This is a genomic window from Frankia sp. ACN1ag (genome assembly GCF_001414035.1).
Taxonomy (GTDB): domain Bacteria; phylum Actinomycetota; class Actinomycetes; order Frankiales; family Frankiaceae; genus Frankia; species Frankia torreyi.
Window position 1 is genome coordinate 39,447 of the sequence record NZ_LJPA01000044.1, and the last position, 16,566, is coordinate 56,012.

The window sequence follows — 16,566 nt, forward strand, 5'->3', positions numbered from 1 at the left end:
GCCGGGCGGAGCGGCGCAGGAGCGGCGCGGGAGCGGGAGCGGCGAGGCGATGGCGGACACGAGCGCCCGGATGCTGCGGCTGCTGTCCCTGCTGCAGACGCACCGGTACTGGCCGGGCGGCGAGCTCGCCGAACGGCTCGCGGTCAGCCCCCGCACGCTGCGCCGCGACGTCGATCGGCTGCGTGAGCTCGGCTACCCGGTCCAGGCCACCCGCGGGGTGGCCGGCGGCTACCAGTTGCGGGCCGGCGCGGCCCTGCCGCCGCTGCTGCTCGACGACGCCGAGGCCGTCGCCGTCGCCGTGGGGCTGCGCACCGCGGCCGCGGGGGCGGTGACGGGCGTCGGCGAGACGTCGGTACGGGCCCTGGCGAAGATCGTCCAGCTCCTGCCGCCGCGGCTGCGCCGACAGGTCGACGCGGTCGCCGCCTTCACCACGCCCGCGCCGTGGGGCGGCCCGACGCTCGACGCCGGGCTGCTCACGGCGATCGCGCTGGCCTGCCGGGCCGAGGAGGAGCTGCGCTTCGACTACACCGACCGGGCCGGGGAGCGCAGCCGGCGCCGCGTCGAACCGCACCGCCTCGTCGCGCTCGGCGGGCGCTGGTACCTGGTCGCCTTCGACCTCGACCGGGACGACTGGCGCACCTTCCGGGTGGATCGGCTCGCCGAGCCCACCGCCACCGGCCGGCGAGTGCGACCGCGCCAGCCGCCCGGCGGGGACGCGGCGGCGTATGTCCAGCGCGCCGTCGCCGGCGCCGGGATCCGCCAGCAGGTCCTGGTCGATGTCGCCGCGCCGGCCGCCGAGGTCGCGCGGGTGGTCGGCGGGTGGGGCAGCGTGGCGGAGGTCGACGGCGGCTCGTGCCGGCTGCGGATGGAGGTGGACTCGCTGGCCTGGCCCGCGATGGTGCTTGGCGCCGTCGGCGCGCCGTTCACGATCGTCGAGCCGGCGGAGCTCACCGACCGCGTCCGGGCGATGGGCGAGCTGTTCCTCCGCTCGGCGCCGTCGGCGGCTCCCGCCGAGTAGGGGCGCCTGGGCCGGCGGGAGCCGTCGGGCGGGACGGGGCGTAGAGGCGTCGGTTGAGCGCGGCGACGGTGGCGCGCTGCACCGGGCCGAACGGGCCGGCCGCCCGCAGCGCGGCGCGGGCGGCGAGCGCCCCCGGGCCGCCGTGCACGCCGCCGCCCGGATGGGCCGACATCGAGCCCAGGTACAGCCCGGTGACGGGGGTCTCGGGTCGGCCGAGCCCCGGCACCGGACGGAAGACGAGTTGCTGGTGCAGCGCGGCGGTCCCGCCGTGCACGGCCCCGCCGCGCAGCACCGCGTCCGAGCCCTGCAGGTCGGCCGGCGACTGCACGTGGCGCGCCAGCACCCGCGCGGCGAACCCGGGGGCCGCCGCGGAGACGGTGCGCTCGGCCCGCTCGACGACGCGCGCCACCGCCTCGTCGTTCCACGGCCCGGCGATGCCCGCTCCCCCGGCGTCGCCCCGCGGAAGCTGGGGGACGTGCAGGTAGGCCCAGGCGCTCTCGGTGCCCGGCGGCGAGCGGGTGGGATCGGTCGTGGTCATCTGCCCGAGCACGCAGAACGGGTCGGCGGGCACCAGGCCGCGGGCGAGCTGCGCCGCGGTGCGGCTCAGATCGTCCAGGGTGCCGCCGAGATGGACGGTGCCGGCCTGGGCGCACCGCGGGTCCGCCCAGGGAATCGGCCCGGACAGCGCCCAGTTGATCTTGATGGTGGCGTGGTCCCACTGGAAGCGGGTCAGGTCGTCGAGCAGCCGGGCGGGCAGGTGCCCGGCGCCGACCAGGTTCCGGTACAGCGACACCGCGTCGACGTCGGCGATGACCGCGCGCCGCGCCGGCAGCACGCTGCCGTCGGCCAGCCGGACGCCGCGGGCCCGCCCGCCGCACACCTCGACGGCGTGCACCGCCGCTCCGGTGCGCAGCCGGCCACCGCGCTCGCGCAGGCGGTTGACCAGCGCCTCGGGGATCTGCCCGGCCCCGCCGCGCGGCGCGGGGAAGCCGACGTCCTGCCCGAGCATGGTCAGCAGCCAGCCGAGCAGCGCCGAGCCGACCGTCTCCGGACCGAGATCGGCGTGCATGGCGTTGCCGGCGAACAGCAGGGCGGCGCCCTCGCCGGTGAACTCCTCCTCGGCGAAGCGGCGCACGCCCAGCGCGGCGAACCGGGCGAAGCGCAGCCCGTCGGCGGCACCAAGGTGGCGGGCGAGGCGCAGCCCGGCGCGCAGCGGCGGGAACGGTGCGCCGAACAGGGCGTCGAGCAGGGGTTCGCGCAGCGGCGCCCACCGGTCGACCAGCGCCCGCCAGGCCGCACCGTCGCCCGCGGCGAAGTCGTCGAGCGACCGCGCGGTGTGAGCCGGGTCCATCGACAGCAGCGCGCAGCGGCCGTCGGGGGTGGGATGGGCCAGCACCTGCGGCGCCCGGCACCATTCCAGCCCGTGAGCGGGCAGGTCCAGGCGGCGCAGGGCGGGGCTCGCCGCGGCGAACGGATGGAAGGCGCTGAACAGGTCGCTGACGAAACCCGGGGCGGTGACCTGCGCGGACCGGCAGGCCCCGCCGGGGACGCCGGCCGCCTCACAGACGACGACGTCCCACCCCGCGTCGGCGAGCATGTTCGCGGCCACCAGTCCGTTCACGCCCGCGCCGACGACCACCGCGTCCGTCACGTCACCGCGTCCGTCACGTCACCGGGTCCGTCACACCGCCGCATCCGTCACACCGCCGAGTCTGCCATGCCGCCGAGGTCGTCATGGTCGGCTGCGCTCGCCCACCGGGAGCCGGGCGCCGGCGTCACGGCTGGTCTATGCGGGCGCGTTCCCCTTCCGTCAGCCCGCCCCAGACACCGAACCGCTCGCCCGTGCGCAGGGCATAGCGCAGGCATTCCCGTCGCACCCGGCACCCTGCGCAGACCGCCTTCGCGGCCGCCTCCCGCCGGGCCCGCTCGCGGCGGGGCACGCCGTCGGGCGCGAAGAACAGGTCGAGATCACCGGCTCCGCAGGCGCCCGCGCTGCGCCAGGACGCGAGCGGGGGGACGTCGGCGGTGGGTGACCAGGTGCGGTGCGTGGAGGCTGATACCGGCATGTTGCGGCCTCTCCCGGTGTGAAGCGATCCGACAGGAAGCGATCCGACAGGAAGCGATCCGACAGGTGGCGGCCGGACACGCCGGCCCCGATCCATCCGGCCCCGACCCGACCGAGACGGGGGCGATCCGGGCGAACGACGGACATGGCGCCTCGCGGCACGAAGTGCCTATTCCCCCGCGCGCCGCCGGAAACCTGCCGCAGACCTTCGTCACGAGACCGAGACCTGCCCCGCTCGCCGGCCCGGGAGGACGCCGCCGACCAGCCGTCCGGTTCCGCGGTCGGTTGCCGTGACGATCCCGACGCGCCCGGCCGGAGACGGTGCGTCAGACATCCTGACCTGGTCCGATTCGTCTGCGGCCGACGGGCGGCGGCGGGCCGCCGGCAGCCGGTTCGGGGGGCGTCGCCCAGGGCATCACCGACTTTTCTGGCATGCTTGACCTCGCCGAAGGACGCGGCGAACCACAGAAGTGAACGGCAGGCAAGGTGCCGGGCCGCGTTGCGTCAAGGGTCGCGCCATGTCAAGGGTCGCGCCGCGTCAGGGCCATCAGGGTTGGCCGGTATCTAGGGTTGGCCGCCATCAGGAGTGGTCGGTCGGACGGGAGGCCGGCGGGATGGGCAGGCACAGCGAGGTGAGCGACGCCGTCGCCACCGGGCCCGGCGAGCCCGGGTCAGGCGAGGGTGAGCCGGCCGGGGCAGCCGGGCAGAGGGGTGACCCCGAGGACGGCGTGGCGGGCGGGGATGCCGCCGTCGGCAGCGATCGTGCCACGGTGCGTCTCGACGGCCGTTCCGGCGGAGCCGACCAGGTGCGCAAGCTGGCCGTCCGGATGCTCGCCGGCACCCGGTGGGAGCCGGTCGTGGACGACGTCCGACTGGTGCTGAGCGAGCTGACGACCAACGCCCTGCTGCACGGGGCCGCCCCGATCGAGGTGCGGATCCTCACCGGCGGCGCGGCGCTGCGGGTGGAGGTCAGCGACAGCAGCCAGACGATGCCGCTTCGCCCCCCGGCCGGCGGGGACGGGCTGACCGGGCGGGGCATGGCGCTGGTCGCCGCCTCGGCCACCCGCTGGGGAGTCCAGCCGGTGGCCGCGGGCAAGATCGTATGGGCGGAGTTCGCCGGGGACGACGACGGCTCGGTCGCCGGCACCGGCGGGGGCAGCGGCGGCGGCGAGGGCAGACCGGCCGCCTCGAACACCGGCCGGACTCCCCCGCCACGGACTCCCCCCACGCGTCGGCGGCCCGCTGGTTCGGCCCAGGGCGGTAGTTCGGCGAAGGCCGGCAGTTCCGCGCAGAGCGGCGGTTCGGCGCAGAGCGGCGATTCCGCGCAGAGCGGCGATTCCGCGGACAGCGACGGGACGCACGCGGTCGGGATCAGGGGCATGAGCGGCCTGCGCGGCGTCGGCACGATCATCCTGTCCGCCGGCGGGCAGCCCACGTCGGCGCCGGGGCATCTCGTCCGTCTCGGCGACGTGCCCACCGATCTCCTGCTCGCGGCGAAGCACCACGTCGACGGACTGGTCCGCGAGTTCGCGCTGGCCGCGGGCGGCGCGGCGTCCGGGGCCAGCGCGGCCGTGCCCGAGCGGCTGGCCGAACTGCTCGGGACGGTCACGACCCGGTTCGCCGGGCCCCGCCAGGCGATCAAACGGCAGGCGCTGGCGGCCGCGTCGGCCGGGCGGCCGCGCACCCCGCTGGAGCTGGTCCTCCCGCTGAGCACGGCGGCCGACGCCGAACAGTACCTGGCGGCGCTGGAGGAGATCGAGGACTACGCCCGCGCCGCCAGGCTGCTCACCCTCGAATCCCCGCCCCAGCATGTCGCGTTCCGGCGCTGGTACATCGGCTCCCTGGTCGAACAGTTGCGCGCCGCCGAACGCGGCGAGGGCGCCGTGCAGACCCGCGGCTTCGAGCAGTACCTGCTGGACACCCTCGACGTGGTCGTGGCCGCCCAGCGCACGGCGGAACGCTCCGCCCGCCTGCAGCGGGTCACCGCCGCCCTGGCCCGGGCGACCACCCCGGAGCAGGTCGCGGCCGCCGTCGTCTCGCAGGGCGCGAAGGCGCTCGGCGCCAGCGGCGGGGTACTGATGATCCCGCAGGGCGCCGGCCGGCTGGCCATCCCCGGGTCGGTCGGCTACGGGGAGAGCATGATCGCGGCGCTGCGGGCAGAGCGGCTCGACGACCGGCTGCCGGCCACGGACGCGCTGCGCAGCGGCGAGCCGATCTGGCTGGAGTCACGTCGGGAGCGCGACGCCCGCTACCCCGACCTCGCCGAGCTTGAGCCCACGGCGGTGGCGATGTGCGTGCTGCCCCTGTTCGTCGGCGACCGCACCCTCGGCGCGCTGCGATTCTCCTTCGACCACTCCCGCCTGTTCGACGACGACGAGCGGGCCTTCGTCCAGGCGCTGGCGACGCAGACGGCGCTGGCGCTGGAACGCGCCCGGCTGTTCACCGTGGAGCGGGAGGCCCGGGAACGCACCGCCCTGTTCGCCGCCGCGACGGACCTGTTCACCTCCACTCTGGACACCCGACGCATCCTGGAGCACCTCGTCTCCCTGCTCGTGCCGTGGCATGCGGGGCGGGCGGCGGCGTGCCGGTTCGACGAGGAGGGCGGCGTCGAGATCGTCGCCGTCGCCGACCGCGCCGACCCGCTGCCGACCACCGGCAACCGCCCGACCGCCGGCAACCGCCCGACCGCGGTCTCGGTTCAGGACCCGACCGCGGCCCCGATCCGCGGCCGGCTGGGCGGCCGGGGCGTCCCGGACGGCGGGGGTATGACACAGGCGCTGCGCACCGGCCGGCCGGCCCGTTCCCCGGATGGCACGCGGCTGGCCCTGCCGATGGTGCTCGGCGGTCGGCCGGTGGCGGCGGTCGGCTTGGCCGCCGCCGAGGGCCGCGCCTACGCCGACGACGAGCAACGCGTGGTCGCCGAGCTCGTCGACCGAGCGACGGTCGCGATCGGCAACGCCCGCCAGTACGAGCAGGAACGCCGGACCGCGGTCACGCTGCAACGCAGCCTGCTGCCCCAGCGCCTGCCGGAGATCCCCGGACTCGCCTTCGCCTGGCGTTACCTGCCCGGCAGCGCCGGAGCCCTGGTCGGCGGCGACTGGTACGACGTCCTGCCCCTCGACGACGGCCGGATCGCGCTGGTCATCGGCGACGTGATGGGCCACGGGATCCACGCGGCGGCGACGATGGGCCAGTTGCGTGCCGCGGTGCGCGCCCACGCCGTCGCCCAGACCAGCCCCGGGGCCGTGCTCACCCTGCTCGACGCGGCCGCCAACCGCCTCGAGCAGGGCCGGATCGCGACGGCGGCGTTCGCGCTGCTCGACCCCGGCGACGGCCGGCTCGTCCTCGCCTCCGCCGGGCACCTGCCGCCGCTGCTGATCCCCCCGCACCAGCCGGCCCGCTACCTGCACCTCGAACCCGGGCCACCGCTGAGCGCCGGCCTGCCCGACTACCCCGAGACGGAGCTGACGGTGGAGCCGGGCAGCACCCTGCTGTTCTTCACCGACGGCCTGGTCGAGGACCGCCGCCGACCGGTCGACGAGGGGATGGAGCTGCTCCGGGCGGGAGCCACGGCGCTCGGCACCCCCGAGGAGGTCTGCGATCGGGCGCTGGCCGCGCTCGGCCGCGACGCCGACACCGAGGACGACACCGCCCTGCTCGCCGTCCGCCTGGGCTGACCGTCCCCGGGCCGATCACGGGGTGGGCGGACCATGTCTCGGCGGTTTCGGCGGTTTCGGCGGTTTCGGCGGTTTCGGGGTTTCGGCGGTCAGCGGCGGGCGGCGGCGGTCAGCGGCGGGCCGCGTAGATCCGGCGGACGACGTCCTCGATGTCGGGCTCCTCGACGGTGAAGTCGAGGACCTCGACCCGTTCCGCGACCGCCGCGAACACGCGGGCGGCGGTGGTGGTCTCCGCGTCGAACGCGAGGCGCTGGCGCAGGCCGTGCGCCTCGCTGGACAGGTGGCGGGCCGCGGGGATCCCGACCAGGTCCGGGGACGGCGCGGCGAGGTGGACGACGAGGATCCGCTCGGCGCCGGTGGTCCGCCCGAGGCCGGGCAGGTCGCCGTCGTAGGCCAGCCGGCCGTGGTCGATGACCAGGACGCGGTCGCACAGACGTTCGATATCACCCATGTCGTGGGTGGTCAGCAGCAGCGTCGTGCCGTCGCTACGACGCTCGGCGGTGAGGAACTCCCGCAGCCGCTGCTTGGACAGGACGTCGAGGCCGATCGTGGGCTCGTCGAGGATCACCAGCCGGGGGGCGTGCAGCAGCGCGGCCGCGACCTCGGCGCGCATCCGTTGGCCCAGGGACAGCTGACGGACCGGGGTGGCCAGGAAGTCGGCCATCTCGAGCCGCTCGACCAGTTCATCGGTGCGGGCACGCTCGACGGCGGCGGGCAGGGCGTGGATCGCGGCCAGAATCCGGAACGACTCGCGCACCGGCAGGTCCCACCACAGCTGGGAGCGCTGCCCGAACACGACCCCGACCCGGCGGGCGAGCCGGCGCCGATCCTTGACCGGGCGCAGCCCGCAGGTGGTCACCGTGCCGCTGGTGGGCACCAGGATGCCCGTCAGCATCTTGATCGTGGTGGACTTACCGGCCCCGTTGGCACCGATGTAGCCGACCGCCTCGCCGGGTTCGATCCGTACGGTCAGGTCGTCGACGGCGGTCAGCCGCCGCCGGCGCGGCCCGTCGCGCACGGTGAACTCCCGGGTCAGCCCCGCGGTCTCGACGATCGCGCTCATCCGCCGTCTCCTCCATCCGCTGTCTGCCTCAGCCGTCTGCCGCAGCCGTCTGCCTCATCCGCCGCCGCCGCGGTAGTGCCGCACACCCCAGTGCCAGCACAGCAGCGCCAGCGCCCACGCCCAGAGCGCGGCGAGCGGTCCGCACCAGCCCAGCCACGTCGGCAGCCACGCGGGTGCCGGCAGGTCGAGCAGCCGCAGCGTCGGCAGGAAACCGGTGAAGGCCATCGGGAAGAAGAATCCGAACACCACCTGGAGAGGTCGCGACCACACCGACGCCGGCTGGGTGGCGGCGTAGCGGCCGCCGTAGACGAACGCACTGGTCATCTCCGCCCCGTCGACGAGGAAGAACTGCATGCCTCCCGCCAGGACGAACATCGCCGCGAACGTCGCGCAGCCGCTGACCAGGGCCACCACCAGCAGCGCCACGTCGCCCACGCCCCAGGCGACGTCGTTGACGGCCAGCCCGGCGCCGAGCGCCGCCAGACCGACGGCCGCGCGCGCCAGCCGCCGCAGGCTGATGTCGCTGGTGACCAGCTGCAGCAGCAGCGGTTGCGGCCGCAGGTAGAACACGTCGAGGGTGCCGGCCCGCAGGTACGTGGGCAGGTTGTCGCAGTGCCCGAAGGCCAGGCTGGCGAGGGAGAAGGCCAGGTCGGCGAGGCCGAACACCAGCAGGATCTGGTGGAACTCCAGCCCGCCGAGCCGGGTCACCGCGTGAAACAGCACCCAGACCTCAGCCAGCTCGACGATCGCGGACAGCAGCGAGCTGACCAGGTCGAGGACGAAGTTCGCCCGGTAGGAGGTCTGCGAACTAGCCCGCGCGGCGAGCACCACCCGGTAGGGACGCAGCCGGACTCGCAGAGTGAGCCCCTCAGCCACCCTGCACCTCAACCACCCTGCACCTCAAGGTGGCGCCGGCCGGCGCGGGTCAGCGCCTGGCCGAGCCCGCCGACGCCGGCCAGCCAGGCGAGCTGCGCCGCGAGCAGGGCGAGCGCGCCGGCGAGGCCGACGCGGCCGGCGAGGATGTCGATGGGGTACGTCATCATCGACGGGAACGGCGTCGCCTGGGCAGCGAGCCACAACCAGCGCGGGAACAGCCGGATGGGCACGAACAGCCCGGCCAGGAACCCCGAGGCCACCAGGTAGAAGACCTGCAGGCCGCGGGTCTCCACCAGCCAGAAGCCGGCGATCCCGACCAGATAGGCGGTCGCGACGGAGATCACGATGCCGAGCAGCAGGCTCACCGCGCCGAGCGGGTACGCCGCGACCGATCCGGGCTGTGCCATCCCGACGAACAGGCCGATCACGAGCATCGGGATCCCCCGCGGGATCAGCGCGAACAGTGCCCGCCCGACCTCGGTCGTGATCTCGGCGGCCTGGACGTCCAGCGGGCGCAGGAAGTCGACGGCGACCCGGCCGTCCTTGATCCTCTCAGCGATGTCGGTCCGGCCGGTGAGGTTGACCGAGCCGAGCAGCGCCTGGGACAGCCAGATGTAGGTGCTCATCCGCCCGACGTCGTATCCGGCCAGCTCGCCGCCCGCCGCGCGCACCGTCGCGAACAGCACCTCCACCTTGAGCAGCCCGAATGTCGCGTTCGCGGCCACCCCGCCGAACGCCGCCAGCCGGTAGGCCGACTGGCGACGAATCCCCGCCCGCAACAGCCGCCAGTACACCCGGGCCGTCGCGCGCATCGAAGGCCACGCCTCCCACGCCTCCCAGTCCGCCGCACCACGCCCCACGCGACCCGGCGCACCCCGCCCGGGCCAGGCGGCGCCGCCCGCGCCGCGCGGCCTCGCCCCGGTCAGTGTGCGCAGGCCGCCGGCGACGTGGAAGCCCGAGCCGGCATCGCGCCAGGGCCACCGGTTCGCGCGCGGTGAGCTGGTCGAAGACCGGTGGCTGCCCTCGCAGGCATGGTCGTCATGAAAGTCCGAGCAGGTGGAGGTCGTAGGAGGCGACGCTTCGGCCGAGTTCCGCGCCGGTGATGTCGGTGCCGCGGAAGTGGATGCCTTCCCAGACCCGGGCGTTGATGTTGTCGTCGGTCGCTTGCCGCCACGAGGTGTAGGTCCTGCTGACGCCCGGTGCGGTTGCGCTGTTCACCGTGATCGGCTGGCGGGGCCCGGGGCCGGTGAACGCTTCGAGCACGCGTTGCGCGGCGCCGGCGTAGGTGGTGTGCCCGCTGGGGTATTCGGGGTGTGCCGGCGTGGTGGTCAGCGACGTCCACGTGGGATCGGGCGCGGTGGTGGGGTCGCCGTCGGTGTCCGCCGCGCGGATGGCGGTGACGGGGCGCCAGCGAACGTAGACGTATTTCGCGTCGTAGACGGCGATCTGGGCGTCGATGGTGGCCTCGTGGAACGTGGCCACCAGGTGGACCTGCCACCCGAGCGACCGTCCGCCGGTCTGTGCGAGCAGGCCGCGCAGGAGGGGGGTGTAGCCGGCGAGGGAGGCCTGGGCCCNGAACTTCGCGACGTCGGTCTGGGCGGGAGTGCGCACGGTGCTGTCGGCGGCTCCGATCGCGCGGATCTCGGCGAGGTCGCGGCGGTACTGCGCCGATCCGAGGGGAGGCGGTGGCCCGGGACGGAACCGGTTGGCCGGTCCGAGCAGGAACGTTCGTCCCCGGCCCTGCCCGGACTGCACCGCCGGGGCGTACGCGGGGGGTGTGGGCCGCCAGACGCCCGGAGCCGGCGGCGGTGGGCTGTAGGGGGCGTTGACCGAGGCGACGTCGAGTCCGTCCCCGGCACGTTCGGCGACCAGCGCGCGGGCGGAGCGTTGACCGGCGTCGATGCCGGCGTACCTGTCGTGGTTGTCGGGGAGCTGGCGCAGCGTGGCAGCCAGGGCGGCGTCGAGGTCGGCGGCGCGGGCGGGGACGAGCGCGGCGAGGCTGTCGTGCAGTGCGGTCGCGAACGCGGAGGTGGCGAAGGTGCGGCCAGGCGACTCTGGACGGCCAGGCGACCCTGGGCGGACGGTGAGGGCACGGTCGGCGGCGAGCCAGCTGACCGCCCAGATCCGGCTGTTGGTGACCTGGGTGGGCAGGGCCGCGGCGGCGACGGTGTCCGCCGTGACGTCGTACCAGGTGAGGACGACGTCGGAGCCTGTTGCCGCGCCCGAGCCCACCACCGCGTCCGAGCCCACCACCGCGTCCGAGCCTGTTGCCGCGTCCGCCGCGCCCGCCGCCGTTCCGGCCGGGCCCAGGACCGTGATCGTCGCAGCGGCCAGCGTGACGGCGACGGTGACGGCGACCGAGCGCACGCGCCCCCGAACTGCCGCACGTATTACCACACGTGAAGAGAACACCATCGTCTCCGCGAAAGCGAGTGAAGGAGGCGGCGACGCCTATGGGCGTCGGCCGTACGCCGGCCCGGGGGTGTTCAGATCCGGCGACAGGCCGCGCTCGTCACCCGCTGGAGGTCGACATGAGGCCAACCCACGAGAAGATAACCCTGCACCCGTGCACTCTCGCACGGATGACGTCGGCCGTGCGGCGAAACCGAGATGTTCTCGACACGGCCGATCCAAACGCTCACCTCGGCCCGGGTCTGGACGGGAGAATCGTCGGGTGAGGATTCGCACCGGCCGGGACGGCGACGTCGAGCTCCTCCTTGCGTTCTGGCAGTCGGCCGCGCACGGGACGAGCGTGAGCGACGATGCCGCCGGGGTCGCGGCGCTGCTCGCGCACGACCCGCAGGCGGTGCTGGTCGCGGAGGTCGACGGGACCGTCGTCGGCACGCTCATCGCCGGCTGGGACGGCTGGCGTTGTCACCTGTACCGGCTCGCCGTCGCCCCCGAGCACCGGCGCGCCGGAGTCGCCCGGGCGTTGCTGGCCGCCGCGCGGGAACGGTTCCTCGCCCTCGGCGGCCGTCGGATCGACGCCATGGTCGACGACACCAACACCCGGGCACACGCGCTCTACCGCGCGGCCGACTACCGGTCGCAGTCGTCCTGGACGCGCTGGGTCCACCCCCTGGGCTGACCGGCCGGCTCAGGGATGGCCGACGACGAGTCGGAGCGCTCCCACGAACTCGGGTTGGGTCCGCAGGTGCCCGTGCCGCCGATCCCAGCTCCCGGACTCGAGATCGTGTCGAAGCCGGTCAACCGCTCGGGTCTCGTCGGCGTCGCTGATGAAGCCCCACACCGACTGTGCCCGGCGTACCGCCGGATCGAGGAACCGCTCCGGACGGGCGTAGAAAGCCTCGATGAACCCGTCGACGCAGTCCCCGGGTATCGGCACCGGCTCGACGGTCACGCGCGTACCGATCAGCGCGCAGATCAGGTCGATGCCGGGAAACCGGCGGCGGTCGGCCTCGATCAGTTCCGGCGCCCGCCCCCACGTTGAGCACGGTGCGCGCGTCCCCGAGGGCGGCATGTAGCTGGGCCTCGATCCGGGGGTCGGCTCGCCGCCGCGTCGCATAGCCGCCGCCGTGCTGTTCGTAGTCGAAATCCCCGGCTCTGATCACGTCAGGACTTCCGGGCCACGCCGCAGTAGCCGTCGACGGCGGGGAAGGAGGCACAGGCGAGCTCGGCGATGCCAGGGAAGATCGTAGGATGCTCGTCGCCGGCCTCCCGGTCCACCGGGTAGGAGTCCTTGCCGCCCAGCCAGTAGTTCCAGATCCGGGCCGCGTGCGGCACGGAGGTGTCGATCCGAGGGCCCGGGTCCTGCTGGGGCGACGCGTCGGCTGTCATGAGCGCTCTGCGGAGGTCCGCAGGCCCGCGGTGTTGACCGGTGGCACGGCACCCCGAAATCCATCAGGATCCATCGCCACGCCCTCACGCCGCGTCACCCCCGCGCCCAGGGCGGCTCCGAACAGATGGCGGGAAAACTCAGTGGAGGTCTCGAAAAGCAGGAGTTTTCCGTGACCCTTCATCTCCTTCCAGACGGTCACACCGAACTCGACTCCATTCTCTTCTCGACCCCCCTCGATGAGCTGCAAGATTTCGGCAGCCCGACCGCGGGAAATAGACTCAATCTTTCTGCTGTAGCCGTCGAGGAGTGTCATCGCGCCGTCCTCAAGGAATATGTACGCACGCGCCGGGGAGGCATAGTAGGCGTCAGCTGTCCGATCCCTTTCCCATTCCTCCCCTGCCATATCCCAAAGACGATCGTTCAACCTTCTTAGAATATTTCTGTTTCGCCCGGATCCCCCACTACCCTTACTCGTTCTCTTCGCCACCACCAACGGATCGTATGCCGCACCCGACCACGCCCATCAGTAAGTCGCAACGATGGTGATCGGCACTCTTGCACGGTCCCCGGTAGGCCCGGGGCGCGCCCCTCGTAGCCGGTGCCGTTCGTCAACAGACCCGGGCCGCGCCGCAGTAGCCGTCGACGGCCGAGGGAAGGCTGCNGTCCGGGGTGGGGAAACCCCGCTCTGGCGCGTGCCGCCGCGGCGGGAGCGCCGCGGTCGCGGGCCGCCCGAGGTGGTGACGGTAACGGTTGAGCGCCGACCGGTCGCGGCATATACAACGTAAGGGCGTGACTCGGATCACCGCGGGCCCGCGGTGCTGACCGGCGGCACGGCACCCCGGCACCCCGGATCCATCGGGATCTGTCCCGACGCGAAGGAGCACACCCGTGGCCGACGAGCACCGCATCTCCACCACCCGCCGGATCTCCGCCCCGGCCGGGCGGATCTTCGAGCTTGTCACCGACCCCGACGGCCACGTCCGCATCGACGGGTCGGGCATGCTCGTGGCCGCCGGCGACGCCCGGCGCGTGACGAGCGCCGGCGACGCGTTCGAGATGGACATGGACCGCGAGCCGCTCGGCGACCTGCCGATGGGCAAGTACCGGGTGCGCAACGTCGTCACCCGCATCGAGCCCGACGCCCTGGTCGAGTGGACGGTCGGCGGCGTCGACCACCCCCCGATCGGCCACGTCTACGGCTACGCCCTCGCGCCGGTCGACGACCACACCACCGACGTGACCTCCTACTGCGACTGGAGCGCCGTGTCGGAGAAGTGGAAGGCCCGCGTGAGCTGGCCGGTGGTGCCGCTGACGATGCTGGAGAAGTCGCTGGCGAACCTCGACCGCCTGGTCAGCCTGACCGCCTGACCGCCGTCCAGCGTTGCCGGCCGCATGCGTCCGCCCGGCGGCCCGACGCGGCCCTGTTCCGCGGAACACCACGATCATCCAGATTCAGGCTCGGCCTGAACATGTCCGCGCCCAATCAACCACGCACAGATATGAGAATCGGTCCGTGGCGGTCCCGGCCACAGGGCGATCAACAGATGCTGGAGCTTCATGCTCGCTCACCCGGCCCCAACCGTCATCACCCTCCAGCAATTTCCGCCACCGGCGGCAGGCACCGGCCCTCACAGCACTTCCGCACACCACCCGGTGAATGTCCGCTGGCACCCGTGACGGCGGCAGGACCGTGGCGCGCCGCCCGGCGCATCATGGGGTAATGGTGGGTGTACGGATGATCAGCGGTGCCGACGACGTGCGGGCCTGGCTCGGCGGCCACGTCCTGCAGCGGGTCGCCGGCCCGGAGGGCCCGCGCCGACGGGAACAGATCTTCGACGCCGAGGGCGAACGCTGGTTCGCCGAGGACCGGCCGATCCGCCGCGTGCACGCCGACGCGGCGATGTTCGTCGGTGGTCTGCGCGCGCTGCTGCTGCAGTCGCTGCACCCGCTGGCCATGGCCGGGGTGGCGGGACACTCCGACTTCCGCCACGACCCGTGGGGCCGGCTACAACGGACCAGCTTCTTCCTCGCCGCGACGACCTTCGGCCCGGCCGAGGAGGCCGAGCGGGCCGTCGCCCGGGTCCGCGGCGTCCACCGCCGCGTCCGCGGAGTAGCCCCCGACGGTCGTCCCTACGCCGCCGGCGACCCGCACCTGCTGCGCTGGGTACACATCGCCGAAGTCGACAGCTTCCTCGCCGCATATCAGCGCTACGGCACCGGCGGCCCGCTGAACGCCGCCGAACGCGACGCCTACATCGCCGACGCCGCGACCGTCGCCGACAAGCTCGGCGCCGCCGACCCGCCGCGCACCGAAGCGGAACTGGCACGAGCCCTGCGCGCGTTCCGTCCCGAACTCGCTGGCACCCCCGAGGCTCGAGCCGCGGCCCGCTACCTGCTGCTCCAGGCACCCCTCCCACTCCTGGCCCGACCCCCCTACGGCGTGCTGGCGTCGGCGGCCGTGGGCCTGATGCCCGCCTGGACCCGCTGGCCGTTGCGCCTGCCGTACCTGCCCGCGGCCGAGGCGACCATCGGCCGCCTGGCCGGCCACGGCATCGTCTCGACCATCCGCTGGGCCACCCGCCCGNCACCGGCAGCGCCCGGAACCGACCCCGACCGACCCGCCGCCTGACTACTCCAGCCACCGATAGTGCCCAACATCGCCAACGCCGCTCGACGTCGACCCCGGTGGGTCGGGCGAGGGTCGACCCGATCGCGGGAGGTGGAAGGACTGCCCGCGGTGGTCAACGGGTAGAAGGCGCGCCGGATACCCACGGCGTCCGCAGAGCCCCTGCCTCGCGTCGAGCCGAAGCGCCTCCGGGCGGGCGGATGCCGGCAGAGTGGCGCACACGGTCAACGTCCCCCATCCTGAGCTTACGGCGATTTAGTGCACACTCTGAGTGACATCGCCGTGGAGGGTGGCCACCGTCCTGTGCCCGATGGCGCCGTCAGGCGCCATAACCATCGACGGGAGCGGAACATGATGAAACGGAGACTTCTGTATGTGATCGCCCTGGCCTTCGCCGTGGCAGCGGTGTTCGTGGCCCCGTCGGCCAGCGCCGACACTGGCGGCGTCAACACCAGCAGCACCGGCAACCCCACCGGCATCGGCGGCAACACCGGCATCGGCGGCTACCCCAGCAGCGGCATCACCACCACCGGCGGCGGCAACCCCAGCAGCGGCGGCACCACCGGCGGTGGCTACCCCAGCGGGGGCGGCTACCCCAGCGGGGGCGGCTACCCCAGCGGCAAACCCGGCGGCGGCATCAACACCGGTGGCGGCTACCCCGGCGGCGGCAAACCCGGCGGCGGCATCAACACCGGCGGCGGCTACCCCGGCGGCGGCAAACTCGGTGGCGGCAACACCGGCGGCGGCCTGAAGAAAGGTGGCTCTACCGGAGGTGTCACGATCATTGTCATCAACGGCGGGGGTAATCAGGGACACCACCGCCACCGTCACCACCACCACCACCATCACTGACCTTCTGCACGCTTCTAGCTGGGGTGGGCGCTACGGGTCGGCTTCAGAAGCGGACCTCCGATCACCGTGATCCCCAGTCGAGGACGCGCGTTTTCCACGCTCGGCCCGGCACGTCCCCTGCGGGACGTGCCGGCCTTTCTCTGGTGGAGGGTCGGGCGTTGCGCGCTGACTTCGGTGAGGCTCGCCCCGCGGAGGTCTGCCCCGGTCAGGTCCGCCCCCGTAGCCGACGCCGGCCGGGCAGCCGCCGACGCCGGGCCGAGGGTCGCAACGGCTAGCCCCGTGTTTCGCACTTCGGATTCTGCTGCGCCGACCGGCCCCTGTGATCTTGTTTTCGGGTCATGGGGGTTAGGTGGGGTCGATGCCGAGGAGGTCGAGCAGGTGCTGTTGGAGTGGTCCGGGTCTGGGGATGTAGGCGGGCTGGCCGGCGGCGGTGGGGACCAGGCGCAGGGGGGCGAGGGCTTCGAGGATGAGTCGGCCGGTGGGCCGGGCGGGGCGGCCGGCGTAGAGGCCGGGCAGCTTCTCGGCGGGGGCGATCGCCTGGCGGACGGCGCGTTCGATCAGGGTGAACACGAGCAGGGCCAGGCAGATGA

Annotated in this window: 14 protein-coding genes and 2 pseudogenes; 6 read left to right on the plus strand and 10 right to left on the minus strand. The window is 73.8% G+C overall.

Annotated features, from left to right (window positions below; all coding sequences use genetic code 11):
* The first annotated feature begins 49 nt into the window (after positions 1-49).
* Positions 50-1,018 carry a YafY family protein gene (locus UK82_RS27215; RefSeq protein ID WP_044885519.1) on the plus strand — a complete coding sequence of 323 codons (969 nt, stop codon included), beginning with the start codon at positions 50-52 and terminating at the stop codon, positions 1,016-1,018.
* On the opposite strand, the gene UK82_RS27220 is transcribed toward UK82_RS27215, so the two are convergent.
* Positions 948-2,669: an NAD(P)/FAD-dependent oxidoreductase gene (locus tag UK82_RS27220; RefSeq protein ID WP_055410156.1), complete on the minus strand. Its 1,722-nt coding sequence runs from the start codon at positions 2,667-2,669 to the stop codon at positions 948-950. The two genes, UK82_RS27215 and UK82_RS27220, sit on opposite strands and share 71 nt — an antisense overlap.
* A 124-nt stretch (positions 2,670-2,793) precedes the next feature.
* Positions 2,794-3,084 (minus strand): WhiB family transcriptional regulator, encoded by a 291-nt coding sequence (locus UK82_RS27225; protein ID WP_044885521.1) that lies wholly within the window; start codon positions 3,082-3,084, stop codon positions 2,794-2,796.
* Positions 3,085-3,697: 613 nt separating this feature from the next.
* On the opposite strand from UK82_RS27225, the gene UK82_RS27230 reads away from it, so the two are divergent.
* Positions 3,698-6,760, plus strand: coding sequence for a SpoIIE family protein phosphatase (locus UK82_RS27230; protein ID WP_236706508.1), 3,063 nt, complete (start codon positions 3,698-3,700; stop codon positions 6,758-6,760).
* A gap of 109 nt (positions 6,761-6,869) precedes the next feature.
* Here UK82_RS27230 and UK82_RS27235 read toward each other — a convergent pair whose 3' ends face one another.
* From UK82_RS27235 to UK82_RS27245, 3 genes are read right to left on the minus strand one after another with little or no spacing between them, the layout of a single operon-like run.
* Positions 6,870-7,823, minus strand: a complete 954-nt coding sequence (locus UK82_RS27235; protein ID WP_055410158.1) for an ATP-binding cassette domain-containing protein — start codon at positions 7,821-7,823, stop codon at positions 6,870-6,872.
* 54 nt (positions 7,824-7,877) lie between these two features.
* Complete coding sequence (locus UK82_RS27240; RefSeq protein ID WP_055410160.1) at positions 7,878-8,699, minus strand: ABC transporter permease; 822 nt, start codon at positions 8,697-8,699, stop codon at positions 7,878-7,880.
* Between the two features lie 8 nt (positions 8,700-8,707).
* Positions 8,708-9,511, minus strand: coding sequence for an ABC-2 family transporter protein (locus UK82_RS27245; RefSeq protein ID WP_055410163.1), 804 nt, complete (start codon positions 9,509-9,511; stop codon positions 8,708-8,710).
* A 1,862-nt stretch (positions 9,512-11,373) separates the two neighbouring features.
* On the opposite strand from UK82_RS27245, the gene UK82_RS43460 reads away from it, so the two are divergent.
* Positions 11,374-11,787, plus strand: coding sequence for a GNAT family N-acetyltransferase (locus UK82_RS43460; protein WP_044885526.1), 414 nt, complete (start codon positions 11,374-11,376; stop codon positions 11,785-11,787).
* A gap of 9 nt (positions 11,788-11,796) precedes the next feature.
* On the opposite strand, the gene UK82_RS40505 is transcribed toward UK82_RS43460, so the two are convergent.
* The 3 genes and pseudogenes from UK82_RS40505 to UK82_RS27270 form a co-directional block, all read right to left on the minus strand.
* Positions 11,797-12,060 carry a hypothetical protein gene (locus UK82_RS40505; protein WP_236706509.1) on the minus strand — a complete coding sequence of 88 codons (264 nt, stop codon included), beginning with the start codon at positions 12,058-12,060 and terminating at the stop codon, positions 11,797-11,799.
* 257 nt (positions 12,061-12,317) lie between these two features.
* Positions 12,318-12,497, minus strand: a pseudogene (locus tag UK82_RS27265) (SAM-dependent methyltransferase); the annotation flags it as partial.
* Positions 12,494-12,988, minus strand: coding sequence for a hypothetical protein (locus UK82_RS27270; protein ID WP_128423313.1), 495 nt, complete (start codon positions 12,986-12,988; stop codon positions 12,494-12,496). The pseudogene UK82_RS27265 and the gene UK82_RS27270, both read right to left, overlap by 4 nt.
* Positions 12,989-13,386: 398 nt before the next feature.
* Here UK82_RS27270 and UK82_RS27275 point away from each other — a divergent pair, with 398 nt between their 5' ends.
* The 3 genes from UK82_RS27275 to UK82_RS33285 all read left to right on the plus strand — a co-directional run bounded on the left by UK82_RS27275 (position 13,387) and on the right by UK82_RS33285 (position 15,976).
* Positions 13,387-13,866 carry an SRPBCC family protein gene (locus UK82_RS27275; RefSeq protein ID WP_044885529.1) on the plus strand — a complete coding sequence of 160 codons (480 nt, stop codon included), beginning with the start codon at positions 13,387-13,389 and terminating at the stop codon, positions 13,864-13,866.
* A 367-nt stretch (positions 13,867-14,233) separates the two neighbouring features.
* Positions 14,234-15,082, plus strand: an 849-nt coding sequence (locus UK82_RS27280; protein ID WP_236706510.1) for an oxygenase MpaB family protein, incomplete at its 3' end; no start/stop codon positions are given.
* A gap of 417 nt (positions 15,083-15,499) precedes the next feature.
* Positions 15,500-15,976 (plus strand): hypothetical protein, encoded by a 477-nt coding sequence (locus tag UK82_RS33285; RefSeq protein ID WP_055410169.1) that lies wholly within the window; start codon positions 15,500-15,502, stop codon positions 15,974-15,976.
* A gap of 14 nt (positions 15,977-15,990) precedes the next feature.
* Here the strand turns inward: UK82_RS33285 and UK82_RS43465 are convergent, their stop codons facing one another.
* Both UK82_RS43465 and UK82_RS27290 read right to left on the minus strand, forming a co-directional pair.
* On the minus strand, positions 15,991-16,266 hold the full coding sequence (locus tag UK82_RS43465; RefSeq protein ID WP_152990035.1) for a pentapeptide repeat-containing protein: 276 nt from the start codon (positions 16,264-16,266) through the stop codon (positions 15,991-15,993).
* A gap of 55 nt (positions 16,267-16,321) precedes the next feature.
* A pseudogene (locus tag UK82_RS27290) lies at positions 16,322-16,566 on the minus strand (transposase); the annotation flags it as partial.

Excerpts from the sequence above, each read along its gene's own strand:
- UK82_RS27235 (WP_055410158.1), bottom strand. The coding sequence starts at position 7,823 with ATGAGCGCGATCGTCGAGACCGCGGGGCTGACCCGGGAGTTCACCGTG.
- UK82_RS27230 (WP_236706508.1), top strand. The coding sequence starts at position 3,698 with ATGGGCAGGCACAGCGAGGTGAGCGACGCCGTCGCCACCGGGCCCGGC.
- UK82_RS27245 (WP_055410163.1), bottom strand. The coding sequence starts at position 9,511 with ATGCGCGCGACGGCCCGGGTGTACTGGCGGCTGTTGCGGGCGGGGATT.
- UK82_RS27225 (WP_044885521.1), bottom strand. The coding sequence starts at position 3,084 with ATGCCGGTATCAGCCTCCACGCACCGCACCTGGTCACCCACCGCCGAC.
- UK82_RS27215 (WP_044885519.1), top strand. The coding sequence starts at position 50 with ATGGCGGACACGAGCGCCCGGATGCTGCGGCTGCTGTCCCTGCTGCAG.